Genomic DNA, 25,068 nt, shown 5'->3' with positions numbered 1-25,068 from the left:
TCTGGGAGGGCTTCGCCCTCCAGCGGGAGCAAGCTCCCTCGCCACCGCAAGCTCCCTCGCCACAAAAAGCCCTAGCCATAAAGACTCTGGCGACTTCAGCGTTTCTGGGTCAATGCCCGGCGCTCGAACTCGACGATGCGCTGGCGGTAATGCTCGATGGTCTGGGCGGTCAGCACGCTGCGCTGGTCATCCTTCAATTCACCGTTGAGTTCCTGGGCCAGCTTGCGAGCCGCGGCCACCATCACATCGAAAGCCTGTTTTGGATGGCGCGGGCCTGGCAGCCCGAGGAAGAAGCTCACCGCCGGGGTACTGAAATGATCGATGTCGTCCAGATCGAACACGCCTGGCTTGACGGCGTTGGCCATGGAAAACAGCACCTCGCCATTGCCTGCCATGCTTTCGTGGCGATGGAAAATATCCATTTCGCCAAAACGCAGGCCACTTTCGAGGATGTTCTGCAGCAGCGCCGGGCCCTTGAAGCCGGCTGGATCGCGGCAGATCACACTGATCACCAGCACTTCTTCAGCCTGGGCCTGGTCCTTGTCACCGTTGGAACCGGAGGCCTTGCTTTCGTCCGGGAAATCACCGTCGCGGCTGCTGAAGCCTGGACCACCATCAAGATCCAGGTTCAGGTTCAGGTCGCCCTGGGACGGCTCACTGTTGCGCTTGCCGCGCTTGGAGCCCGACTCACGTGGCTCGCGCGCCGGCGCGCTCATGGACGGCAGGTCGTGTTCGTCCAGCTGCGGCTCCTTGTGGGTATCCAGCACCCGGGGCGGGCCCAGCAGTTCCGCACTGTCATCTTCATCCGGCAGGTTCGACAGGCTGCGATCCAGGCGAAACTTGAGTTTCCCCTTGCCGCCGCGCATGCGACGCCAGCCGTCGAAAAGAATACCGGCAATGACAATGATGCCGATGACGATCAGCCACTCGCGCAGACCGATTTCCATGTAATCCCGTGCCTCTATAAAAATGCTGATAAATAAGGGGCTTAGCTATTTGCAAACCGCTTTAAAACGTGGCGCCAACTCTATGTTCTGAATGGCGTTTTGCCCACGCACACGAAAAATTGACATTAAACTAGCACGACCAAAGACAACTTTACACCGTCTGTCGCATTGGCTTATGCCCAATCTGTGAATTGAGTGACAAGCCAAAAGGGTAAAAAGGCCTACAACGCCCCACGCGAAGCGCCTACAGACATGCTTTACGCATCAACCATCGCCATGGCCTCTTCCACATCCACCGCCACCAGTCGCGAGCAACCCGGCTCATGCATGGTGACGCCCATCAACTGATCGGCCATTTCCATGGCGATTTTGTTATGGGTGATGTAGATGAACTGCACCGTTTCAGACATTTCCTTTACCAAGCGTGCGTAACGGCCCACGTTGGCGTCGTCCAGTGGCGCATCGACTTCGTCGAGCATGCAGAACGGCGCCGGATTCAACTTGAAAATGGCAAAAACCAGGGCCAATGCGGTCAGGGCCTTTTCGCCACCGGAAAGTAAATGAATGGTGCTGTTCTTCTTGCCGGGAGGACGCGCCATGATTGTCACCCCAGTATCGAGTAGATCTTCGCCCGTCAGTTCCAAATAGGCACTGCCGCCGCCGAAAACTTTCGGGAAAAGTGCCTGCAAACCGCCGTTGATCTGATCAAAGGTATCCTTGAAGCGATTGCGGGTTTCCTTGTCGATCTTGCGAATGACGTTTTCCAGGGTCTCCAGCGCCTCCACCAGGTCATCGTTCTGGGCGTCGAGGTAGCGCTTGCGCTCGGACTGCTGCTGATACTCGTCGATGGCGGCCAGGTTGATCGCGCCCAGGCGCTGGATGCGCGCGGCGATGCGTTCGAGTTCTTCCTCGGCCTCTTTCTCGTTGGCACCTGCCACGAGGGTGGCGAGCACTCCGTTGAGGTCGTAGCCGTCCTCCAGCAACTGGTCCTGCAAGGCTTTGCGGCGGACCGTCAGGGCCTGCCATTCCATGCGCTGCTGCTCCATCTGGCCGCGAATCAGCTGGGATTGCTGCTCGGCCTGGCTGCGGCGCTTCTCCGCGTCGCGCAGTTCGCGGTCGGCGTCCTCCAGCGCGATCTGCGCGGTCTTGAGTTCTTCGTCGACGCTCATGCGTTTGTCGAGCAATTCCTCGAGTTTCAGGCGCAGCTCCTCCAGCGGCGCCTCGCCCTCCTCCAGGTTGAGGCTCAGCTGTTCGCGCTTTTCGGTGAGCCGTTCGGATTGCATTTCCAAACGCTCCAACGCTTGGCGCGTGGAATCGTACTGGGCCTGGAGCGAGCCCAGGCGCACTGCCAGCTGATGGGCATGATCCTTGTGTTGGCGCGCTTCCTGGCGCACCCGATCGAGGCGTTCGCGCAGGCTGTCACGCTGGGCCAGGAGCAATTCGCGTTGTTCGGTGTCCAGCGCCATGGCGTCGAGGGCTTCCTGCAATTGCAGGCGCGCCTCGCCGATCTGTTCGTGCTCCAGCGCTCGCTGTTCGCCCAACTCGGCGATTTCTTCATCGAGACGGGTGCGCCGCAGGGCCAGTTGTTCAACCTTGGCCTTGCCGGCGGACAGCTGCGCCTTGAGTTCGCCCTGCTGGCGCGCCTCGTCCTGCAACAACCGGCGCAGGTGTTCGCGACCGTTTTCCTGCTGGCGCTGTTGCGCCCGCAGGTTCTGCAATTCGGTTTCCAGGGCTTCGACGCTGGCCTCGCGCTCTTCGCGCTCGGCGACCAGACGCTGGATTTCCTGGCCACGGGCGAGCATGCCGCTTTCGGCCTCGCCGGCCCGGCGCACCCGCAGGAAATGCCGGCCGAGCCAATACCCGTCACGACTGATCAGGCTCTCGCCGACGGCCAATTGACCACGCAAGGCCAGCGCCTGCTCCAGGCTATCCACGGGTTTGACCTGACCCAACCAGGGCGACAAGTCAACCTGGGCCTCGACTTTGTCCAGCAGGCTTCCAGGGATCCGCACGCCATCGCCAGCCGGACTGAGCAGGCGCAAATCGCCTTGGGCAAACCCTGAGAGATCGAAGCCGGCGAAATCATCCACCAGCACCGCTTGCAGGTCGGCGCCCAGCACGGTTTCCACCGCCAGCTCCCAGCCCGTGTCGACTTTCAACCCCTCGGCCAGACGCGGACGTTCGGCCAGATGTTGGTCGCGCAACCACTCGGCCGTGCCGGTGCCTGGGTCCAGCGCGGCCTGTTGCAAGGCTTCCAGCGAGGCCAGGCGGCCGTTGAGGCGCTGCAGTTCGCCCTGGGCCTGCTGCTGGTTCTGCAAGGCCAGTTGCAAGGCTTGGCGCAGTTGTTCCAAACGCTCGACCTGGGCGTCTTCGCTGGCCTGCAAATCTTCCAGGGTCGCTTCGCTGGTGGCGAGCTGCTCGCTCAGGTCGAGGATCGCCGCGTCTTCCGGATCCGCAGCGAGCAACGCCCGCTCTTCAGCCAGGCGCCGTTGCCGTTCAGCCAAACGCTCCATGCTGGTTTCGAGCTGCTGGATGCGCGACTGCTGCACCTCGGCTTGACGCCGCGGTTCGGCGGAAGTCAGGTTGAAACTGTCCCACTGCTCCTGCCAGCCGTGCATGGTCAGCTCGGCTTCCTCCAGGGCCGCCGCGGCCTCTTCGGCCGCGGCGCTGGTGATTTCCTGTTCCGGCACAAGACGGTCCAGTTCTTCGCCAAGGGTCAACAGCAAGGTTCGATCGTGGCCCAGGTGGGATTCGGTCTCCAGGCGGGCGCGCTCGGCTTCCTTCAAATCGTCCTGTAACTGGCGCAAACGCTGCTGGCCGTGCTGGATACTCTGTTCGACCCGGGCAATGTCGCCACCCACCGAATAGAAGCGTCCCTGCACCAGATTGAAGCGCTCGGACAGTTCGTGGTGCCCGTCGCGCAGGCGCTCGATGGCGGCATCGGCATTGCGCTGCTCGGCCACCAGTGCTTCGAAACTGACTTCCTGGTTGCCGATGATCGCCTCTCGCTGGCCGACCTGTTCGTTCAACGCCTGCCAGCGCAACGCTGAAAGCTGGGCCTTGAGCTGGCGCTCCTCGCCCTTGTATTCCTGATACTTCTTGGCGGCCTCGGCCTGGCGATGCAGTCGTTCGAGCTGACGTTCGAGCTCTTCGCGCAGGTCGGTCAGGCGCGCAAGGTTCTCGTGGGTACGGCGGATGCGGTTTTCGGTTTCCCGGCGCCGCTCCTTGTACTTGGAGATGCCGGCGGCTTCCTCGATGAAATTACGCAGGTCTTCCGGCTTGGCCTCGATCAGCTTGGAGATCATGCCCTGCTCGATGATCGAGTAGCTGCGCGGGCCCAGGCCGGTGCCGAGGAAGATGTCAGTGATGTCGCGGCGACGGCATTTGGTGCCGTTGAGGAAATAGCTGTTCTGGCTGTCGCGGGTCACTTTACGACGAATGGAGATTTCCGCGTAGGCCGCGTATTCGCCGATCAACGTGCCGTCGGAGTTATCGAACACCAGTTCGATACTGGCCTGGCTCACCGGCTTGCGACTGGTGGAGCCGTTGAAGATGACGTCGGTCATCGATTCGCCGCGCAGGTTCTTGGCCGAGCTTTCGCCCATCACCCAGCGCACGGCGTCGATGATGTTCGACTTGCCGCAGCCATTGGGCCCGACCACCGCCGCCATGTTACTGGGGAAGTTCACCGTGGTCGGGTCGACGAAGGATTTGAACCCCGCCAGCTTGATGCACTTGAGCCGCACGTCAGGCCGCCGTCAGGGCCGAAACCACCAGATCGCAACTGCGCTGGGCATAGGCCGTCAGCACGATGCGGATCTGCGGCAGATCGCGGGCCAGCACCGCAACAAGCAGGCGCTGGAACAGATCGAGGAATTCACTCATTTCAGCCTTGCGCTGTTCAAGTGCCAGGAAGTAGGCGCGACTCATCGCCGGTTGCAGGTTCTCGACGGTCTCTTGCAGATACGGATTGTCGGCAAACGGATAGGCCGCGCGCATCACGCTGAAGCTTTCATCGACGAAAGTGCGGATGTCCTGGCGCTCGTAAGCTTGCTGGAGGCGTTGCTGGATCGCCACGAACGGGGCCATGTCGGCCTGTTCCTTCCAGCCATGAGCCACCGCGTTGCCCAGCAGGATGTAGAGCTCGCTCATCAAGGCGCACAGGCTGCGCACCTTGTGCTCGGTAAGCTCGGTGACGTGGGCGCCACGGCGCGGCAGGATGGCGATCAGGTGACGCCGTTCGAGGATCAGCAAGGCCTCGCGGACCGAGCCGCGACTGACATTGAGCGCCAGTGTGACCTTCTGCTCCTGGATGCGCTCTCCCGGTTTCATTTCGCCGCGAATGATGCGTTCGGCGAGGTAATGGGCGATTTGCTCGGCGAGGCTGTCCGGGGCCTTGAACGTCATGGTTGTCCTTCAAACTCTTCGATCTGCACAAGCGGCGCAGTGTAGCGCACTCGATACGTCATGGCGCAGGGCCTGCACCGGGTTTTTGGCACGATATAAGCAAAAACTTCAGGAGTTTGTACCGAAACAAAAAACTGTGGGAGCGAGCTTGCTCGCGATAGCGGTCTGTCAGCTTGCATCCATACTGAATGTAACGCCGTCATCGCGAGCAAGCTCGCTCCCACAGGGCTCTACAGTGTCCATAGGTCATTGTGTATCGACAAAACAGCTTTTCTTGACCTTTAAGTCAGAAAATCGTTGACCGAAAAGTCAGAACTGCTAAATTCAGCCCACGTCGATACAACAATAATGAATCTGCGAGGCCTTCCGTGATCCAGTTTTTACTCAACCAGGAACTCCGTAGCGAGCACGCCCTGGACCCGAACCTGACCGTGCTCAACTATCTGCGCGAGCATGTTGGCAAACCCGGCACCAAGGAAGGCTGCGCCAGCGGCGACTGTGGCGCATGCACCGTGGTGGTGGGCGAACTGGAAACGGACGCGAACGGTAGCGAGCGCATCCGCTACCGCAGCCTCAATTCGTGCCTGACCTTCGTCTCGTCGCTGCACGGCAAGCAACTGATCAGCGTCGAAGACCTCAAGCACAATGGCCAGTTGCACAGCGTCCAGCAGGCGATGGTCGACTGCCACGGCTCGCAATGCGGTTTCTGCACCCCGGGCTTCGTCATGTCACTGTTCGCCCTGCAAAAGAACAGCGAACAACCCGACGCCCACAAGGCCCACGAAGCCTTGGCCGGCAACCTGTGCCGCTGCACCGGCTACCGGCCGATCCTGGCGGCGGCCGACCAGGCCTGCTGCGGCAAACAACCGGACCAGTTCGACGCCCGCGAAGCCCAGACCATCGCCCGCCTGAAAGCCATCGCCCCGACCGAAACCGGCGAGCTCAACAGCGGTGACAAGCGTTGCCTGGTGCCGCTGACCGTGGCCGATCTGGCCGACCTCTACGACGCCTATCCGCAGGCGCGGCTACTGGCTGGCGGCACCGATTTGGCGCTGGAGGTCACGCAGTTTCACCGCACCCTGCCAGTGATGATCTACGTCGGTAACGTCGCCGAACTCAAGCGCATCGAGCGTTTTGAGGACCGTTTGGAGATCGGCGCCGCCACCGCGCTTTCCGATTGCTACGAGGCACTGAAAACCGAATACCCGGACTTCGGCGAATTGCTGCAGCGTTTCGCCTCGCTACAAATCCGCAACCAGGGCACATTGGGCGGCAACATCGGCAACGCCTCGCCCATCGGCGACTCCCCGCCCCTGCTGATCGCCCTCGGCGCGCAGATCGTGCTGTGCAAGGGCCAGACCCGCCGCACCCTGGCCCTGGAAGACTATTTCATCGACTACCGGGTAACTGCCCGCCAGGAAAGCGAATTCATCGAAAAGATCATCGTGCCCCGAGCCAGCGCCGAAAAGACGTTCCGCGCCTACAAGGTTTCCAAGCGCCTGGACGATGACATTTCCGCAGTGTGCGCGGCGTTCAACCTGCGTCTTGAAAACGGTCTAGTGGAGGACGCGCGTGTCGCCTTCGGCGGCATGGCCGCAACACCCAAGCGTGCCAGGCACTGTGAAGCCGCACTGATCGGCGCGCCGTGGAACGACAGTACCGTCGAACGCGCCTGCGCGGCCCTGGCCGAGGATTTCACGCCGCTGTCGGACTTCCGTGCCAGCAAGGAATACCGTCTGCTCAGCGCCCGCAACCTGCTGCGCAAATACTTCATCGAGCTGCAAACGCCGCACATCGAGACTCGGGTGACCGCTTATGTCTAACCATCACGCCGTAGAGAAGACCCAGGCCGAACTGGCCGAGCTGTTCGCCCGCGACCTCACCACGGGCGTGGGCCGCAGCGTCAAGCATGACAGCGCCGCCAAACACGTTTCCGGCGAGGCCCAGTACATCGATGATCGGTTGGAATTTCCCAACCAGTTACACGTCTATGCCCGGCTGTCGGACCGCGCCCATGCGCGGATCCTGCGTATCGATACCACGCCCTGCTATGCCTTCGAAGGGGTGCGCATCGCCATTACCCATCAGGACATACCGGGCCTGAAGGACATTGGGCCGTTGTTGCCCGGCGACCCGCTGCTGGCGATCGATGACGTACAGTTCGTCGGCCAACCGGTACTCGCCGTGGCGGCCAGGGATCTGGAGACCGCACGCCAGGCAGCCATGGCCGCAATCATTGAATATGAAGACCTCGAACCGGTGCTGGATGTGGTCGAGGCGCTGCGCAAGCGGCACTTCGTGCTCGACAGTCACACCCACCAGCGCGGCGATTCGGCCACGGCGCTGGCCACCGCTGGACATCGCATCCAAGGCTCGCTGCACATCGGCGGCCAGGAACACTTTTACCTGGAGACCCAGATTTCCTCGGTGATGCCCACCGAAGACGGCGGCATGATCGTCTACTGCTCGACCCAGAACCCCACCGAAGTGCAGAAGCTGGTGGCCGAAGTGTTGGGCGTGTCGATGAGCAAGGTCGTGGTGGACATGCGCCGCATGGGCGGCGGCTTTGGCGGCAAGGAAACCCAGGCCGCCAGCCCGGCCTGCCTGTGCGCCGTCATCGCGCACCTCACCGGCCAGCCGACCAAGATGCGCCTGCCCCGGGTGGAGGACATGCTGATGACCGGCAAGCGCCATCCTTTCTATATCGAATACGACGTTGGCTTCGACGACACCGGGCGCCTGCATGGCATCGCCCTGGAACTGGCCGGCAACTGCGGTTGCTCGCCGGACCTGTCGGCCTCGATTGTCGACCGGGCGATGTTCCACGCCGACAATGCCTACTACCTGGGCGATGCGACCATCAACGGCCATCGCTGCAAGACCAACACCGCGTCGAACACCGCTTACCGTGGTTTCGGCGGGCCCCAAGGCATGGTCGCCATCGAAGAAGTGATGGATGCCATCGCCCGGCACCTGGGGCTCGACCCGCTGGCGGTGCGCAAGGCCAACTACTACGGCAAGACCGAGCGCAACGTCACGCACTACTACCAGACCGTCGAGCACAACATGCTCGAGGAAATGACCGCTGAACTGGAAGAAAGCAGCCAGTACGCCGAGCGCCGCGAAGCGATCCGCCGCTACAACGCAGGCAGCCCGATCCTCAAGAAGGGCCTGGCGCTGACGCCGGTGAAGTTCGGCATTTCCTTCACCGCCAGTTTCCTCAACCAGGCCGGGGCTCTGATCCACGTCTACACCGACGGCAGCATCCACCTGAACCACGGCGGCACGGAAATGGGCCAGGGGCTCAATACCAAAGTCGCCCAAGTGGTGGCCGAGGTGTTCCAGGTGGAAATGGACCGCGTGCAGATCACCGCGACCAATACCGACAAGGTCCCGAACACCTCGCCCACCGCCGCGTCCAGCGGCGCCGACCTGAACGGCAAGGCCGCGCAGAATGCCGCCGAAACCATCAAGCAACGCTTGGTGGAATTCGCCGCGCGGCAATACAAGGTCAGCGAAGAAGACGTGGAATTCCATAACGGTCACGTGCGGGTGCGCGATCACATCCTGACCTTCGAGGCGCTGGTACAACAGGCCTACTTCGCCCAGGTCTCGCTGTCGAGCACCGGGTTCTACAAGACCCCCAAAATCTACTACGACCGCAGCCAGGCCCGTGGCCGGCCGTTCTATTACTACGCCTTCGGCGCCGCGTGTGCCGAGGTGATCGTCGACACCCTCACCGGCGAATACAAGATGCTGCGCACCGACATCCTCCACGACGTTGGCGCCTCGCTGAACCCGGCCATCGACATCGGCCAGGTCGAGGGCGGTTTCATCCAGGGCATGGGCTGGCTGACCATGGAAGAACTGGTGTGGAACGACAAGGGCAAGCTGATGACCAATGGCCCGGCCAGCTACAAGATCCCGGCCGTGGCCGACATGCCGTTGGACCTGCGGGTGCGACTGGTGGAAAACCGCAAGAACCCCGAAGACACGGTCTTCCATTCCAAGGCCGTGGGCGAGCCGCCGTTCATGCTCGGCATCGCCGCGTGGTGCGCCATCAAGGACGCCGTGGCGAGCCTGGGGGATTATCGGCAGCAACCGAAAATCGATGCGCCGGCGACGCCGGAGCGGGTGTTGTGGGGGTGTGAGCAGATGCGTGGGTTGAGGGTGGTCAAGGCTGAGGAAGCTGAAGCCGAAGTGGCTTCGCTCTAGACCGCGGCGCGGCCAATCGCGAGCAAGCTCGCTCCCACAGGGGATTTGTGAACACCGATCCAATGTGGGAGCGAGCTTGCTCGCGATGAGGCCGGAACAGACAACAGAGATGTCGAGGTGAATATGTACAACTGGATCAGCGCCCTCGCCGACCTGCAAACCCGCGGCGAACCCTGCGTGCTGGTGACGATCATCGAGGAGCTCGGCTCCACCCCACGCAATGCCGGCTCGAAGATGGTCATCAGCGCCCGCCAGACATTCGACACCATTGGCGGCGGTCATCTGGAATACAAGGCGATGGAGATTGCCCGGCAGATGCTTGCCAGCGGCCAGCAGGACACCCATTTAGAGCGCTTCAGTCTCGGTGCCAGCCTGGGCCAGTGCTGCGGTGGCGTTACCGTGTTGCTGTTCGAACCCATGGGCCAGGTCCAGGCGCAGATTGCCGTGTTCGGTGCCGGTCATGTCGGCCGCGCCCTGGTGCCGCTGCTGGCGAGCCTGCCTTGCCGGGTGCGCTGGATCGACTCGCGGGAAGCGGAATTTCCTGAGCAGTTGCCCCACGGCGTACAGAAAATCGTGACTGAAGACCCGCTGGACGAAGTCGATGAGCTGCCCGCCGGCAGCTACTGCATCGTCATGACTCACAATCACCAGCTCGATCTGGAACTGAGCGCCGCGATCCTCAAGCGCAACGACTTTGCCTACTTCGGCCTGATCGGCTCGAAGACCAAACGCGTCAGGTTCGAACATCGCCTGCGTGATCGCGGCTTCGACAGTGGCGCCCTGCAGCGTATGCGCTGCCCGATGGGCATCGGCGAAGTCAAAGGCAAGCTGCCCGTTGAAATCGCCATCTCCATCGCCGGCGAAATCATCGCCACCTACAACGCAGATTTCGGCCAGCACACCTCCCGCGCCGAACCCATCGCCAGGTTGCTGCCGGTTTCGCGCCGCAGCCAGCGTTAATCCAGTTATCGAGAATTCCCATGCCCCTGACACGCAAAGCCTACCGCGCCGCCCTGCTCCACAGCCTCGCCGATCCGGCCGAAGTCGGTATCGAGGCGTCCTATGAGTATTTCGAGGATGGCCTGCTGGTAGTGGAAAATGGCCTGATCAGCGCTATCGGCCACGCCAGCGATTTGTTGCCGACCCTGCCGGCGGATATCGAGATCACGCACTACCAGGACGCCTTGATCACTCCCGGCTTCATCGACACCCATATTCACCTGCCGCAGACCGGCATGGTGGGCGCCTATGGCGAGCAGTTGCTGGATTGGCTCAATACCTACACGTTCCCCTGCGAAAGCCAGTTCGCCGACCCGGCCCACGCCGAGGCGGCAGCGGACATTTTCGTCAAGGAACTGCTGCGCAACGGCACCACCACAGCCCTGGTATTCGGCAGTGTGCACCCGCAATCGGTGAACGCTTTTTTTGAGGTTGCCGAGAAACTCGACCTGCGGATGATCGCCGGCAAGGTCATGATGGACCGCAACGCGCCGGACTACCTGGTCGACACCGCCGAATCCGGCTACACCGAGAGCAAGGCGCTGATCGAACGCTGGCATGGCAAGGGTCGCCTGCATTACGCCGTGACCCCGCGCTTCGCGCCGACCAGCACGCCGGAGCAACTGACCCTGGCTGGCCAGTTACTCGGCGAATACCCGGACCTGTACATGCAGACGCACATCAGCGAGAACCTGCAGGAAGTGCAATGGGTCAAGGAGCTGTTCCCCGAGCGCAAAGGCTACCTGGACGTCTACGACCACTACCAATTGCTCGGCGAGCGCTCGGTGTTCGCCCATGGCGTGCATCTGTGCGACGAAGAATGCGCACGCCTGGCACAAACCGGTTCGGCCATCGCGTTCTGCCCGACCTCGAACCTGTTCCTGGGCAGCGGCCTGTTCAACCTGCCGATGGCCGAGAAACACAAAGTCAATGTGGGCCTTGGCACCGACGTGGGCGGCGGAACCAGTTTTTCGCTGCTGCAAACCCTGAACGAAGCCTACAAGGTCATGCAGTTGCAAGGTGCGCGACTGAGCCCGTTCAAATCGCTGTACCTGGCCACCCTTGGCGGCGCCCGCGCCTTGCGCCTGGAAGACCGGATCGGCACGTTGCAGCCGGGCACGGACGCGGACTTCCTGGTGCTGGACTACAACGCCACGCCGCTGTTGAGCTATCGCCTGAAGCAGGCCAAGGACATGGCCGAGCGGTTGTTCGTACTGATGACGCTTGGGGATGACCGGGTGGTGGCGCAGACTTATGCGGCAGGCCGGCTGGTGCACCAGCGCTAACTTTCAGCGCCTGCCAGACCGCTTTCGCGAGCAGGCTCGCTCCCACAGGGTTGCCTGACCCCAGAAGCCAGATTGGTTGGAGACAGTCCAGGATCAGTGTGACCAACACAAATCCACTGTGGGAGCGAGCCTGCTCGCGAAGGGCGCGCCTCGGCATCGCTGACTCAACTCAATCAGAGCTTGGCCGTCGACCGCCCCGGCTTCTTGCTCTGCAACAAATGCGAAAACACCGCATGCAAGTCATCCGAAGCACTTTCTTCGTCGAGGTTGAGCTTGCTGTCGATGTGATCCATGTGATGCATCATCAGGTTCACCGCCAGGGCTGCGTCACGGGCCTCGATGGCGTCGATCAGCTGGGTGTGTTCGTCATAGGAACAGTGGGAACGGTTACCGCTTTCGTACTGGGCGATGATCAACGAAGTCTGTGATACCAGGCTGCGCTGGAAGCTGATCAGCGGCGCGTTTTTTGCCGCCTCGGCCAGCTTGAGGTGGAACTCGCCTGACAACCGGATACCGGCGCCACGGTCCCCCCGGGAAAAACTGTCGCGCTCGTCGCTGACCATCTGCCGCAGCTCGGCAAGCTGTTCGGCGCTGGCGTGCTGTACCGCCAGCTCAGTGATTGCCTTCTCCACCATGCGCCGGGCAAAGAATACCTGGCGTGCCTCTTCGACACTCGGGCTGGCGACCACCGCACCGCGATTCGGGCGCAGCAGCACCACGCCTTCATGAGCCAGGCGCGACAGCGCGCGACGAATGATGGTGCGACTCACCCCGAAAATCTCCCCAAGCGCCTCTTCGCTCAACTTCGTGCCAGGCGCCAGACGCTGTTCGAGGATCGCCTCGAAAATGTGCGCGTAGACAATATCGTCCTGGGTTCCGCTGCGGCCGGCTTTGCCTGCTCGCGGTTGTTTCTTGAGGGGTTGCAACTGTTCGTTCATGGGCACTCGAGTCGGGAGAACTGCGGCGATTTAACCGTGACTGTAATACGGCACAGCGGGTCGCTGGCAAGTATCGCGTAATAAACACGGCGATTGTACACAACCTCTGATGGCAACACGACTGTACGGCTCTTTGCGGGCATGGCTGTATTGCAATCGGCAACTGCGTTGAGTTTAGGCTTGATCCGGCAATCCGTGGCTCCGCCAGTCCAGCCAATCTACAACAAGGACAACCGCTCACCATGACCGAAATCAGCACCGCGCCACTTCGCCCCCTGGCCGATACCTCGCCCTCGGCCATCGTCGCCGGTTTCATCGCCATGATGACCGGCTACACCAGCTCACTGGTACTGATGTTCCAGGCCGGGCAGGCGGCGGGGCTGACCAGCGGGCAGATTTCATCATGGATCTGGGCCATCTCCATCGGCATGGCGGTGTGCTCCATCGGCTTGTCGCTGCGCTACCGCACGCCAATCACCATCGCCTGGTCAACACCCGGCGCAGCCTTGTTGATCACCAGCCTGGGCGGCGTGAGTTATGGCGAAGCCATCGGCGCGTACATCACCTGTGCGGTGCTGGTGACGATCTGTGGCCTGACCGGCAGCTTCGAGCGCCTGGTCAAACGCATTCCGGCTTCGCTGGCGGCCGCGCTGCTGGCGGGGATCCTGTTCAAGATCGGCAGCGAAATATTTGTCGCCGCGCAACATCGCACCGGCCTGGTGCTGGGGATGTTCTTCACCTACCTGATCGTCAAGCGTCTGTCCCCGCGTTATGCGGTATTGGCCGCGCTGCTGGTCGGCACTGCCTTGTCGGGCTTGCTCGGGCTTCTGGATTTCACCAGTTTCGCCCTGGAAGTGGCGACACCGGTCTGGACCACGCCGGAATTTTCCCTGGGGGCCACCATCAGCATCGGTATCCCGCTGTTCGTGGTGGCGATGACCTCGCAGAACATGCCTGGCATCGCCGTGCTGCGCGCCGACGGCTACAACGTACCGGCCTCGCCATTGATCACCAGCACCGGCGTTGCTTCGTTGTTGCTGGCCCCATTCGGTTCCCATGGTATCAACCTCGCCGCCATCAGCGCGGCGATCTGCACCGGGCCACATGCCCATGAAGATCGCGACAAGCGCTACACGGCGGCCGTCTGGTGCGGGATTTTCTACGGCTTTGCCGGGGTTTTCGGCGCAACGCTGGCGGCGCTGTTCGCTGCGCTGCCCAAGGAGTTGGTGCTGTCCATCGCGGCATTGGCGCTGTTCGGCTCGATCATCAACGGCCTGAGCATCGCCATGAGCGAAGCGAAGGAACGGGAAGCGGCGTTGATTACCTTCATGGTCACGGCGTCGGGGTTGACGCTGTTTTCCATCGGCTCGGCGTTCTGGGGGATTGTCGCGGGGGTGGTGACTTTGCTCATCCTGAACTGGCGGAGTGCCTGAATCTTGAAAGCTTCGCGAGCAGGCTCGCTCCCACAGGAGATGTGTGAACACCGACCCAATGTGGGAGCGGGCCTGCTCGCGAAAGCGGCCTGAAGGACAACAATTACCCAACCGACAGGCACAAAAAAACCGGCACCCAAACGGGTTGCCGGTTTTTTCAGACCATCAAGCCTTGTTGATAGGCTTTTCCGGATACCAGACATCCATCAGCGGGCTGACTTCAACACTGGTCAGCTCAGGACGGGCCTTGAGCCAGGCTTCAACGGCAGCGCGCTGCTCTTCGGTCACCGAGCCACGCTTCTGCAGGCAGACCAGACCATAGTCGTCACCGCCGACATAGCCCAGGCCATTGGCTTCCATGGCTTCTTTCAGGAAAGCGTCGAGGAAAGCGTCAATAGCCTCATCGGCCAGATCTTCTTTGAAATCCAGGTTCAGTTCGAAACCCAGCTCTTGAAATTCATCCACGCACAGCTTTTTGCGCAGACGCTGGGAACGGTTAGTCGCCATTGGAACAATCCTCATAAGTAATAACGGCCGGCACTTTACCAGTTTGGTGCGTCGATTGCCCGACTGATCGGGCAAGTCCGCCTACCGCCGGTAAAAAAATACCGCTTCGCTGGGCTTGGGCACGGCACAAGCCGTTGCGCCTTGGGGCATAATGCCGACACTTTCATGACCGTTGAGGGCGTTCATTTTCATGTCCTCGTTCTTTTCCCCCTCGCCTGTAGGGTTTTATTTCACATGATCAAATCTTTGCGCCCATTGCTTCTGGCCAGCCTTCTTCTTCCTTTGGCCCTGCCTGTCACCACCCAAGCCGCCACCATCAACACCGCCCTGTCGCCGAATGTGCAAAAGGCCCTGAAAAACAGCAAACTGCAAGACAACGCCCTGTCCCTGGTGATGGTACCGCTCAACGGCCCCGGCACCCCGACGCTGTATAACGCCGATGTCTCGGTGAACCCGGCGTCCACCATGAAGCTGGTAACGACCTACGCAGCCTTGGAAATGCTCGGGCCGAACCATCAATGGAAAACCGAGTTCTACACCGACGGCACCCTCAGCGGGGGCATTCTCAACGGCAACCTGTACCTCAAGGGCGGCGGCGATCCCAAGCTGAACATGGAAAAGCTCTGGCTGTTGATGCGTGACCTGCGGGCCAACGGCGTGCAGCAGATTACCGGCGACCTGGTGCTGGACCGCAGCTTCTTCATCCAGCCGCAATTGCCCGAGTTCAACGACGACGGCAATGACGAAAACAAACCCTTCCTGGTCAAGCCCGATTCGCTGCTGGTCAACCTCAAGGCGCTGCGCTTCGTGGCCCGCAATGACGCTGGCCGGGTGCTGATATCGGTCGAACCGCCCATCGCCAGCATCCGCATCGAGAACGTGGTCAACGCCGCCAACTCCAAGCAATGCACCGGTGGCGTGCGCTACAACCCGGTGGCCCAGGCAGACGGCAGCATGACCGTGACGGTCAGCGGCCAACTCGGCGAGGGTTGCAGCTCCCAGACCTACCTGTCGCTGCTCGACCATGCCACCTACACCGCTGGCGCCGTGCGAGCGATCTGGAAGGAGCTGGGCGGCAGCATCCAGGGCAGCGACCGCCTGGCCGCGACGCCGAAGAACGCCAAACTGCTGGCCCGGGCGTTCTCGCCGGACCTGGCGGAGATTATCCGCGACATCAACAAATACAGTAACAACACCATGGCCCAGCAACTGTTCCTGAGCCTGGGCGCGGAGTTTCGCAACGAGGCCGACGGCGACGATGCCAAGGCTGCGCAGCGGGTGGTGCGCCAGTGGCTGGCCAAGAAAGGCATCACCGCGCCGCACCTGGTGATGGAAAACGGCTCCGGCCTGTCCCGCGCCGAACGGGTCAGCGCCCGGGAAATGGCGGCGATGCTGCAGGCGGCATGGCGCAGCCCGTATGCGGCGGAGTTCATCAGCTCGATGCCCATCGCCGGCACGGACGGCACCATGCGCAAACGCCTCAAGACCACCGCCATGGCCGGCGAAGCGCACGTCAAGACCGGTACGTTGAACACAGTCCGCGCCATTGCCGGCTACAGCCGGGACATCAATGGCAATACCTGGGCGGTCGTGGCGATCCTCAACGATCCGAAGCCATGGGGCGCCTCCTCCGTGCTGGACCAGGTGCTGCTGGACTTGTATCGCCAGCCGAAACTGCCGCAGACGGCGTCGGTGCTCTGAGCCAGCCCCAACACAAGGCCGGATGGGTCTTGGGGTGAAGTTGGCTATCCCAACTGCACCTCGACCCGATCCCGCCCGGCCTGCTTCGCCGCGTACACACCTGAGTCGGCGCGCAACAGTAGCGCGTCGGCACCTTCGCCGACGCGCCAGCTGGCGATGCCAAAACTGGCGGTGATGGTACCAATGTCGTCGATCGGCGAACCCCGCAGGCCGTCCCATAACCCCAACGCCAGGGTGTAGGCACTTTCATTGTCCGTATCCGGGCAGAGCACCACGAACTCTTCACCGCCCAACCGGCAGAATACGTCCGTGCGGCGCAACCGTTGGGTGATGCGCTGGCAGACCGCCTGCAACACCCGATCACCCACCGCATGGCCATGCTGGTCGTTAATGCGCTTGAAGTGATCGATGTCGAGCATGATGACCGCCAGCTCGCCGGAGCCACGTTCAACCCGGGCCATCTCCGAAGTCAGGCGCTCCTGGAAATACCGTCGGTTGCGAATGCCGGTCAAGGCGTCGGTGATCGACAGTGCCCGCAGTTCTTCTTCCACGCGCTTGAGGTCGGAGATGTCCGAGACATAGCCGTGCCACAACACACCGCCGCCAGGCAATTGCTCGGGCGTGGCCTCTCCGCGTACCCAGCGCAGACCGCGCTGCGGCAGTTGCACCCGGTACTCTTCGCGCCACGGGCTCAATGTATCCGCCGAGATGCGGATCGAAGCACGCACCCGAGCGCTGTCCAGCGGATGGATGCGCGAAAACACCGCTTCGGCGTGCCGTACCAGCACGTCAGGCTCCAGTTCGTAGATGTCGCGGATGCCGTCGCTGGCATAGATCACGCTGAACTCACCGGTAAAGTCCATCTTGAACTGATAGATGCCGCCGGGAACATGAGCGCTGAGTTTTTTCAACAGCAGGTCCCGTGCGGCCAAGGCTTCGTGGACGCGCTTGCGTTCGGTGACGTCGATGCAGATTGCCAGGTGCCCGACCCACAACCCTTGGTCGTCGAGCACGGGCGTGGCCAGCATGTTGACCGTCAGGTGGCTGCCGTCGCGGCGCACCAGGGTCCACTCCCGAGCCTGTTGGCCGCCCTGCTCACCGCCTTCAAGCAGCATCGCATGGCACGTCGGGATTGGCTTGCCGAAACGCACGGCCAGCTGTGCGGCCCGATGCTGCAGCTCACGCGGAACGTGAAGACTTTCCAGGGTCATGCTCTGCAGGACATCGCAGCTGCGGTAGCCGAGCATCTGCTCGGCGCCGGCATTGAATGTGGTGATGACACCGCGCAGGTCGGTGGCGATGATCGCGACTTGCGTCGCGGCGTCGAGCACGCCCTTCAATTGGCCGTGGGTGCCGCGCAGTTCCGATTCCCGGGCATGCAGTTCCCGGGTGCGCTGTTCCACCAGCGCCAAGGCCCGCTGTCGCTGGCTGACCAACGTATACAGCAAGACGCTGAGCATCAGGCTGAGCAGCCCGCCCAACACCGTGACGCTCACGACGCTGGAATGATTGTTCGACAGGAACGCGAGACTGGGCCGCAACTCCACGCGGAAGTCATGATCGGCCAGGCGCAACATCCGGACCGCCGACAGCTCGCTTTTACCCGGTCGGTTGGATGTTTCGAACAGGACTTCCCAAGGGGTATCGTGGGCGGAATCAATCACACGCATCGTCAGACTGTCATCGTCCGCCTCCGGCAGCCCATCGGCGACCAACTGGCGCATGCTGATGGCCGCCACCACGTAACCGAACGGCTCGCTGGCCAGAGGCTTGAGAACGGGCGCCGCCAGCATCACACCTCGGGCAAAGGCCGGATCGCTCCCGATCAGATCAATGGGCTCGGAAACTACCAGGGCGTTACGCTGGCGCGCCCGTTCCAGCGTGGCACGGCGCAGTGGATGCGACAGCAGATCCAGGCCCAGCGGCGCGCCATAGGATGGCTGGCTCTGGATATACAGCAGCGGCGCGTATTCATTCCGCTCAGCGGCCTGGCGCAGGATCCCGGCCTCGTCTCGTTCACGAACGGTAAAGGTAGTGGATACTTCGGCTCGTGCCTCTTGCTCGAATGCCTGGCGCTCATCCCGCAGCACCCGTGGCGCCCAGGCAAAGGCCCGGGTACGCCGCAAGAGTGCTTCGGTATAGCCATGGAATTCGGCGCCAGACACTCCCGCGGAGTTGGCAAAGAACCGCCTCAGACTGTCGAGACGTTGCTCCTGGTCCTGGAAACGCTCTTCGAGGCGGCTATAGCGTTCTTCGGCGAGCAATTCGAAGCGCTGGCGCAATTGCTGGTTGAACTGCTTCAACGTGCCCCAGGCCAACAAACCGGTCAGCAACAGGCCTGCCATCAGGACGACGCAAGCCACGAGCCATGCTGAAACATCTTCGCTGATAAAGCCCAGGATCCTGGGACGCACCTGATGTAATGCCATAAACATGACTCAGAAAGGACCAGGCATTGGTCCAGCCCCGGTCACACACTAAGTTATAGCTATTTGCCATTACTTTTGCCAGTCCCAAAAACGCCTGCAAGCCTTGAATTTCAACGCTTGCATGGATCCAATCGACCGCCGGTCAGCGCGCCATGATTTTCCAGGCGCGGTGAATCTTGCTGTTTCGGGCAAAATCCGGGTCGATGGTCCCGGCGGTGATTTCCTCCACGGCGTAACGCTCGCCCAGGTTGTCCTCGAGCTGGAACTTGCGGAAGTTGTTGGAAAAATACAGCACGCCACCCGGCGCCAGGCGCGCCATGGCCAGATCCAACAGCTGGACGTGGTCGCGCTGCACGTCGAACACGCCTTCCATGCGCTTGGAGTTGGAGAACGTCGGCGGATCGATGAAGATCAGGTCGTACTCGTCGCGACTGGCTTCAAGCCAGGCCATGACATCGCCCTGCTCCAAGCGGTTCTTGTCGGAAAAACCATTGAGCGACAGGTTGCGCCGCGCCCAGTCCAGATAGGTTTTCGACAAATCGACGCTGGTGGTGCTGCGCGCGCCACCCTTGGCGGCATGGACGCTGGCGGTCGCGGTGTAGCAGAACAGGTTGAGGAAGCGCTTGCCGGCGGCCTCTTTCTGGATCCGCAAGCGCATTGGCCGGTGATCGAGGAACAACCCGGTGTCGAGGTAGTCGGTGAGGTTGACCAGCAGCTTCACGCCGCCCTCGTTGACCTCGGTGAACTTGCCCTGGGCGCTCTGGCGCTCGTACTGCTTGGTGCCGCTCTGGCGCTCGCGGCGCTTGATGACGACGCGGCTCTTGTCGACATTCAAGGCTTGGGGAATGGCCGCCAGCGCATCGAACAACCGGGCCGAGGCCTTTTCCGGGTCGATGGACTTCGGCGCGACGTATTCCTGGACGTGCACCCAATCGTGGTACAGGTCGATGGCCATGGAATATTCCGGCATGTCGGCATCATAGACCCGGTAGCAGTCGACGCCTTCACGCTTGGCCCACTTGCTCAGCAGCTTGAGATTTTTCTGCAGGCGATTGGCGAACATCTGCCCGCCTTCGCTCAACCGCGCCTGCTCGACCACAGGGGCTGGCGCCGGGGCCGGTTTGATCGGGTTGCCATTCTTGTTGTACTGGCGCTCTTGCGGTACTTCAGGGGTTTGATCGTAGACAGCCTGTTCACGCTCGGCCTGGCGTTGTTCCGGGGTGCGACGCTCGCCGGTGACGAACTGATCCGGGAGCACCCTGATCAGTAGCAACTTGCACGGCAAGGCGCCGTTCCAGAACGAATACTGCTTGTGGCTGCGAATACCCATGCGCTTGCCCAGGTCCGGCGCGCCAGTGAACACCGCGGCCTCCCAGTTGAGGCAGGCCTGGCGCAGGCGTTCACCGAGATTCTGGTACAGATAGAGCAGGCTCGCTTCGTCGCCCAGGCGCTCGCCGTATGGCGGGTTGCAGATCACCAGGCCCTTCTGGTTCTGGTCCGGGCGCGGCTCGAAGGTGGCGACTTCGCCCTGATAGATCTTGATCCACTCGCTCAGGCCCGCACGCTCGACGTTGTTGCGGCCCGGCTGGATCAGCCGTGGGTCAGCTTCGTAGCCGCGAATCCACAACGGTGGCTTGGCCAGCCCGGCGGCGGCGCGCTCACTGGCTTCTTCGTGGAGTTTTTTCCATAACGCCGGCACGTGGCCGAGCCAGGCGGTAAAGCCCCATTGCTGGCGACGCAGGTTCGGCGCCATGTCGGCCGCGATCATTCCGGCTTCCACCAGGAACGTGCCGACGCCGCACATCGGATCCGCCAGTGCCCCGCCTTCGGCGGCAATGCGTGGCCAACCGGCGCGAATCAGGATGGCGGCGGCGAGGTTTTCCTTCAGCGGGGCGGCGCCCTGCTGCAAGCGATAGCCACGTTGGTGCAGGCTATGGCCCGAAAGGTCGAGGGACAGGATCGCTTCGCCACGGTCCAGGCGCAGGTGGATGCGCAGGTCCGGGTTGAGCTTGTCGATGGATGGCCGCTCGCCCGACGGCGTGCGCAGCTTGTCGACAATGGCATCCTTGACCTTCAAGGCGCCGAAATGCGTGTTGTCGATGCCCGAGCCGTGACCGCTGAACTCGACCGCCAAGGTACCATCGGCGAGCATGTGGTCTTGCCAGTCGACGTCCAGCACGCCGTGGTACAGGTCTTCAGCGTCCTTCATCGCGAAGCGCTTGAGCACCAGCAATACGCGGTTCGCCAGGCGCGACCACAGGCACAGGCGATAAGCCGTTTCCATGTCGGCGATGCCGCGAACGGCCGAGGTGTGCTCGCGCGCCTCTTCAAGGCCAAGCCCGACGGCTTCCTCGAGAAGCAGGCCTTCGAGGCCCTTGGGGCAAGTGAGGAAGAGTTCGAAACGATCGGACATGGGATTCCAGAGCCTTTGGCTAAGTGGGCCGGGCAACGCATTGCCGGGCCGGGTTCAATCAGGTGCTTTTCTCAAGAGCACCCGCGTGGCACGAACGTGTGCCGTTCCGTACTCGCCGCTCAGGTTCAAAGAGCTTAGATGCGAGGACAGATAGAAAATTCTGTGCAACAAATTGTGAAAAGTTGTCCCTTTCGTCGAATAGTACCCGAGTGCAACGGGGGGACATTCTCATTCGACATCGGCGACCGCCCTTCGGCGCAGGGCTGATCATACAGGGGTCTGACGCAAAAGCGGGCGCCGAACATGATGTTACTTATCGCACTAACATCTTTCTTGTTACGTGCTTATGACAAAACGATCATTCCATCCATGTGACGCTTTGGTTAGAACTCACCACAGGTTGACGTCGCAACGGCGTCAACACCCTTGGCTCGTCACGCCGGCAACGAGCCACCAACGGCAGAATGATTCTGCCCCGGCCTCGATAGAGGTCGACGCTAAGCAACAGTCAACAAGTGAGGGCAACACCCTATGAGAAGACTTAAGCGTGATCCGTTGGAAAGAGCATTTTTACGCGGTTACCAATATGGCGTTGGTGGTAAATCCCGTGAGCTTTGCCCCTTTACTCTACCGTCGGTACGTCAAGCCTGGATCAACGGCTGGCGAGAAGGACGCGGCGACAACTGGGACGGTATGACCGGCACTGCGGGTATCCACAGACTCAACGAACTTCACGCCGTCGGCTGACACAGGGCCCTGATAATCAAAAACCCGACAATCTGACATTCAAATCGTTTTAACCACGCACGTCCCATCCGGGCGGCGGGCTACGGCCCAGAGGGCTCCCTTGAGGAGCCCTTTTTAATGGGCTTCCCAAAACCCCGTGGCGAGGGAGCTTGCTCCCGCTGGGTTGCGCAGCAGCCCCATAAAAGCTGACGGGTATCAGCCTGGCACACCGCGGTGATGGGTTTGGGACTGCTGCGCAGTCCAGCGGGAGCAAGCTCCCTCGCCACAGGGGGTCTGCTTCGCCTTCAAGAAAGGGTTAATCAACCCAACGCCGCAATCGCATCCACCGACTCGCGAATCAACGTCGGGCCCTTATAGATGAACCCGGAATAAACCTGCACCAGGCTCGCCCCTGCCGTAATTTTCTCGGCGGCATGCCGGCCTTCGGTAATACCGCCCGCCGCGATGATCGGCAAGCGTCCCGCCAATTCGCCGGCCAGCACTTTCACCGTGTGGGTGCTCTTGTCGCGCACCGGAGCGCCAGACAGGCCGCCCGCCTCGTCACCATGCTCCAGGCCTTCTACACCTTCGCGGCCCAGCGTGGTGTTGGTGGCGATCACCGCATCCATACCGGTCTCGATCAAGGCCTGGGCCACTTGGACGGTTTCTTCGTCGCTCATGTCCGGGGCAATCTTGATAGCCAGCGGCACATGCCTGCCGTGCGTCACCGCCAGTTCCGCGCGACGTCGCGCCAGGTCGGCCAGCAGTTGCTTGAGCGAATCGCCGAACTGCAGGCTGCGCAGCCCTGGTGTGTTCGGCGAACTGACGTTGACGGTCACATAACTGGCGTGAGCGTAGACCTTGTCCAGGCAGGTCAGGTAATCGTCGACGGCGCGCTCCACCGGCGTATCGAAGTTCTTGCCGATGTTGATCCCCAGCACACCCTTGTACCTGGCAGCAGCCACACGGGCCAGCAAATGATCGACGCCCAGGTTGTTGAAGCCCATGCGGTTGATGATTGCCTCGGCCTGCGGCAAACGAAACAGCCGTGGCTTGGGATTGCCCGGCTGCGGACGCGGCGTCACGGTGCCGATTTCAACGAAGCCGAACCCCAGCTGGGCGAACCCGTCGATGGCCGCGCCATTCTTGTCCAAGCCAGCGGCAAGGCCGACCGGGTTGGGAAATTCCAGGCCCATGACTGTCACCGGCAATTTTGCCGGGGCCTTGCACAGCAACCCGTTGAGCCCCAAACGTCCACCCGCGCCGATCAGGTCCAGGGACAGATCATGGGAAGTTTCCGGGGAAAGTTTGAACAGCAGTTCACGGGCCAGGGTGTACATGGGCGGCTTTGACTCGATCAGAGAAATGAGTCGGCGATTATAGCCGGGCCGGAATAGGCCAGGCGAGCAACCCTGTCAATAGAGCGCTATTTGATAGTCCAGTCCCCCGGAAGCGCTTGATGCTTGAACAGCCATAACAGCCACCCGCCCCTCAATCATGAAGGATGAAAAATGATCCCATCGACTCCAGGCTTGATTACTTCATCTTTCAACCGATCAGGCGTCAACGCGAACGGTCCGACTACCAACGCCACGAACAAGCTTCACACGACTATAGAAATGGGCGATTGCAGCAGGGCCCACAGCGAGCTGCTCGAACACTTGAATGAGCCCGATCAGCGAATAGAACGACTGCGGATGGACAACATCGTCCCGATACTGACAAGCGTCAACGATGAACTCGCCGATCTCATAGCGCAAGGCACGGAGAATGCTCCGATCAAGGTCCAGGAGCTGGTTCTTGACATACAAGCGTTGATGCAGGGCGTCCCCGACCGAATAAAAGACCGGAGCGACTACATCGTCCTGGATATCGAGAGTCCAGAGCTGTTCGATAACTCGATACATTCCGCAGAGCCCGAAACACTCATACAACGCGCCAAGATCCTCATGGATTATCTCGGCGAGCAGTTGGGCAAACTGGCCAGGAACGAATTCGAAGGCGACCTCGGACGCTGGGCCAGCAACCTGACCATTTCCACTGTGCGCACCGGGCTGGTTACCGGCACCTTGACGGTGCTCAGGCAGCTCATCGGGTTCACCGTGGAAAAAGCCTTGCAATCCAATGCCGCCTCGCCTCTGACTCGCAACGTTATCGGTGGGATAGCCCTGGCGATCGGCCCGGTACTGAACACCCTCGGCGCGATCCGGGACGAATGCAACGGAACTGCAAATGCAGAAACTCGCCTGGCTCGCCTCGCCGCATTCGCGCTGTCGATAGCCGCTTTCGCTGCCGCGATATCGGTACCAACCGTGCTGCCGGCATTGGCCTCCTTCGGTCCACAAATGGCCTTCTATACTTTTGCCCAGGACCTGGTGAACCTGTTTTGCCCGACCAAAGACAACACAACGGCCAACGCCAACGGCACGGCAGCCACCGGTGCGCTGAACGGCGCCCTTCAGTTCCTGTCCTTTACCGGCATGAACTACACCGCACCGCATTCCGGACCCGGATACGTGATGGCGCAAAGTCGCGAGCCACTACCGCCCGAGAACGAAGGCCTGGCCTTTCAACTTGCATCCTGGGCGGAACAGCAGGCGAGTATGACTCTCGATGCCAATCTATCGGTCGAGGCCCGGGCCAACCAGATCGTCGAGTCCCTGGTCCCGGTATTGGGGCACGATGTATTGCGGGGTGTTTTCAACGCCGGCGCCGAGGTCGCCGGGCAAGTGCTCGGGGGTGAAGTGACGCATTTCTTTCAGCCGAACGCTTCTGAAAAAGGCTACCGGCTTGATCCCCTCGCCCTACGAACCTCTACCACCGAGCAAGCGCTTGACCAATTGCTGTCCACCAACGCGATACGAACCTCCATGGGCCAAACGCTCAATGGCATTTTGATCTCGACGTCCCGGTACTTTTCGACCCTGCCAATCCCGAAAGAAACGGTGGACCATATCGCCAATCTGTTGATTGCTGCCTTATTTTTCGTTACGCGTGGGAGCAGCGTGTATATCAACCAACGCTCAGCGCCGTAACAACTTCTTCCAGAGGAAAAACGCCTGCGCCT

16 protein-coding genes are annotated in these 25,068 nt (G+C 61.4%); 8 read left to right on the top strand and 8 right to left on the bottom strand.

The window, feature by feature from the left end; genetic code table 11:
* Window positions 1-95 precede the first annotated feature (95 nt).
* From zipA to J3P94_RS09730, 3 genes are all read right to left on the bottom strand, one after another.
* Window positions 96-947: a cell division protein ZipA gene (gene zipA, locus J3P94_RS09740; RefSeq protein WP_434572960.1), complete on the bottom strand. Its 852-nt coding sequence runs from the start codon at window positions 945-947 to the stop codon at window positions 96-98.
* Between the two features lie 257 nt (window positions 948-1,204).
* Complete coding sequence (smc, locus tag J3P94_RS09735) at window positions 1,205-4,693, bottom strand: chromosome segregation protein SMC (protein ID WP_434572958.1); 3,489 nt, start codon at window positions 4,691-4,693, stop codon at window positions 1,205-1,207.
* 1 nt (window position 4,694) lies between these two features.
* On the bottom strand, window positions 4,695-5,354 hold the full coding sequence (locus J3P94_RS09730; protein WP_305499923.1) for a GntR family transcriptional regulator: 660 nt from the start codon (window positions 5,352-5,354) through the stop codon (window positions 4,695-4,697).
* Window positions 5,355-5,722: 368 nt separating this feature from the next.
* On the opposite strand from J3P94_RS09730, the gene xdhA reads away from it, so the two are divergent.
* The 4 genes from xdhA to guaD all read left to right on the top strand — a co-directional run bounded on the left by xdhA (window position 5,723) and on the right by guaD (window position 11,854).
* Window positions 5,723-7,177 carry a xanthine dehydrogenase small subunit gene (gene xdhA / locus J3P94_RS09725; RefSeq protein ID WP_434572957.1) on the top strand — a complete coding sequence of 485 codons (1,455 nt, stop codon included), beginning with the start codon at window positions 5,723-5,725 and terminating at the stop codon, window positions 7,175-7,177.
* Entirely contained in the window at window positions 7,170-9,569 is a 2,400-nt protein-coding gene (xdhB, locus tag J3P94_RS09720; protein WP_434572955.1) for a xanthine dehydrogenase molybdopterin binding subunit, read from the top strand. The genes xdhA and xdhB overlap by 8 nt, the downstream gene beginning before the upstream one ends.
* A 123-nt stretch (window positions 9,570-9,692) precedes the next feature.
* Entirely contained in the window at window positions 9,693-10,529 is an 837-nt protein-coding gene (gene xdhC / locus J3P94_RS09715) for a xanthine dehydrogenase accessory protein XdhC (RefSeq protein WP_434572953.1), read from the top strand.
* A 20-nt stretch (window positions 10,530-10,549) separates the two neighbouring features.
* Window positions 10,550-11,854 (top strand): guanine deaminase, encoded by a 1,305-nt coding sequence (gene guaD, locus J3P94_RS09710; RefSeq protein ID WP_434572951.1) that lies wholly within the window; start codon window positions 10,550-10,552, stop codon window positions 11,852-11,854.
* A gap of 173 nt (window positions 11,855-12,027) precedes the next feature.
* Here guaD and J3P94_RS09705 read toward each other — a convergent pair whose 3' ends face one another.
* Complete coding sequence (locus J3P94_RS09705; RefSeq protein WP_305499918.1) at window positions 12,028-12,792, bottom strand: GntR family transcriptional regulator; 765 nt, start codon at window positions 12,790-12,792, stop codon at window positions 12,028-12,030.
* A 242-nt stretch (window positions 12,793-13,034) separates the two neighbouring features.
* Here J3P94_RS09705 and J3P94_RS09700 point away from each other — a divergent pair, with 242 nt between their 5' ends.
* A complete protein-coding gene (locus tag J3P94_RS09700; RefSeq protein WP_434572949.1) occupies window positions 13,035-14,225 on the top strand; it encodes a benzoate/H(+) symporter BenE family transporter in 1,191 nt (396 codons plus the stop codon).
* 165 nt (window positions 14,226-14,390) lie between these two features.
* Here J3P94_RS09700 and J3P94_RS09695 read toward each other — a convergent pair whose 3' ends face one another.
* On the bottom strand, window positions 14,391-14,732 hold the full coding sequence (locus tag J3P94_RS09695) for a YggL family protein (RefSeq protein WP_434572947.1): 342 nt from the start codon (window positions 14,730-14,732) through the stop codon (window positions 14,391-14,393).
* Window positions 14,733-14,966: 234 nt separating this feature from the next.
* On the opposite strand from J3P94_RS09695, the gene dacB reads away from it, so the two are divergent.
* Window positions 14,967-16,433: a D-alanyl-D-alanine carboxypeptidase/D-alanyl-D-alanine endopeptidase gene (dacB, locus tag J3P94_RS09690; protein WP_434572945.1), complete on the top strand. Its 1,467-nt coding sequence runs from the start codon at window positions 14,967-14,969 to the stop codon at window positions 16,431-16,433.
* A 44-nt stretch (window positions 16,434-16,477) separates the two neighbouring features.
* Here the strand turns inward: dacB and J3P94_RS09685 are convergent, their stop codons facing one another.
* Both J3P94_RS09685 and rlmKL read right to left on the bottom strand, forming a co-directional pair.
* Complete coding sequence (locus tag J3P94_RS09685; protein WP_434572944.1) at window positions 16,478-18,862, bottom strand: sensor domain-containing diguanylate cyclase; 2,385 nt, start codon at window positions 18,860-18,862, stop codon at window positions 16,478-16,480.
* A 142-nt stretch (window positions 18,863-19,004) separates the two neighbouring features.
* Window positions 19,005-21,275 (bottom strand): bifunctional 23S rRNA (guanine(2069)-N(7))-methyltransferase RlmK/23S rRNA (guanine(2445)-N(2))-methyltransferase RlmL, encoded by a 2,271-nt coding sequence (gene rlmKL, locus J3P94_RS09680; RefSeq protein WP_434572942.1) that lies wholly within the window; start codon window positions 21,273-21,275, stop codon window positions 19,005-19,007.
* Between the two features lie 531 nt (window positions 21,276-21,806).
* Between rlmKL and rmf the strand changes: the two genes are divergently transcribed.
* Window positions 21,807-22,022, top strand: a complete 216-nt coding sequence (gene rmf, locus J3P94_RS09675; RefSeq protein WP_003223300.1) for a ribosome modulation factor — start codon at window positions 21,807-21,809, stop codon at window positions 22,020-22,022.
* Between the two features lie 299 nt (window positions 22,023-22,321).
* Here the strand turns inward: rmf and J3P94_RS09670 are convergent, their stop codons facing one another.
* Entirely contained in the window at window positions 22,322-23,341 is a 1,020-nt protein-coding gene (locus tag J3P94_RS09670; protein WP_434572940.1) for a quinone-dependent dihydroorotate dehydrogenase, read from the bottom strand.
* Between the two features lie 171 nt (window positions 23,342-23,512).
* On the opposite strand from J3P94_RS09670, the gene J3P94_RS09665 reads away from it, so the two are divergent.
* Window positions 23,513-25,036, top strand: coding sequence for a hypothetical protein (locus J3P94_RS09665; RefSeq protein ID WP_434572938.1), 1,524 nt, complete (start codon window positions 23,513-23,515; stop codon window positions 25,034-25,036).
* Window positions 25,037-25,068 lie beyond the last annotated feature (32 nt).

This window comes from Pseudomonas sp. Z3-8 (genome assembly GCF_051131975.1).
GTDB lineage: Bacteria > Pseudomonadota > Gammaproteobacteria > Pseudomonadales > Pseudomonadaceae > Aquipseudomonas.
Note: the sequence above shows the minus strand (reverse complement) of the source record. Positions and strands in the feature narration are given on the sequence as shown.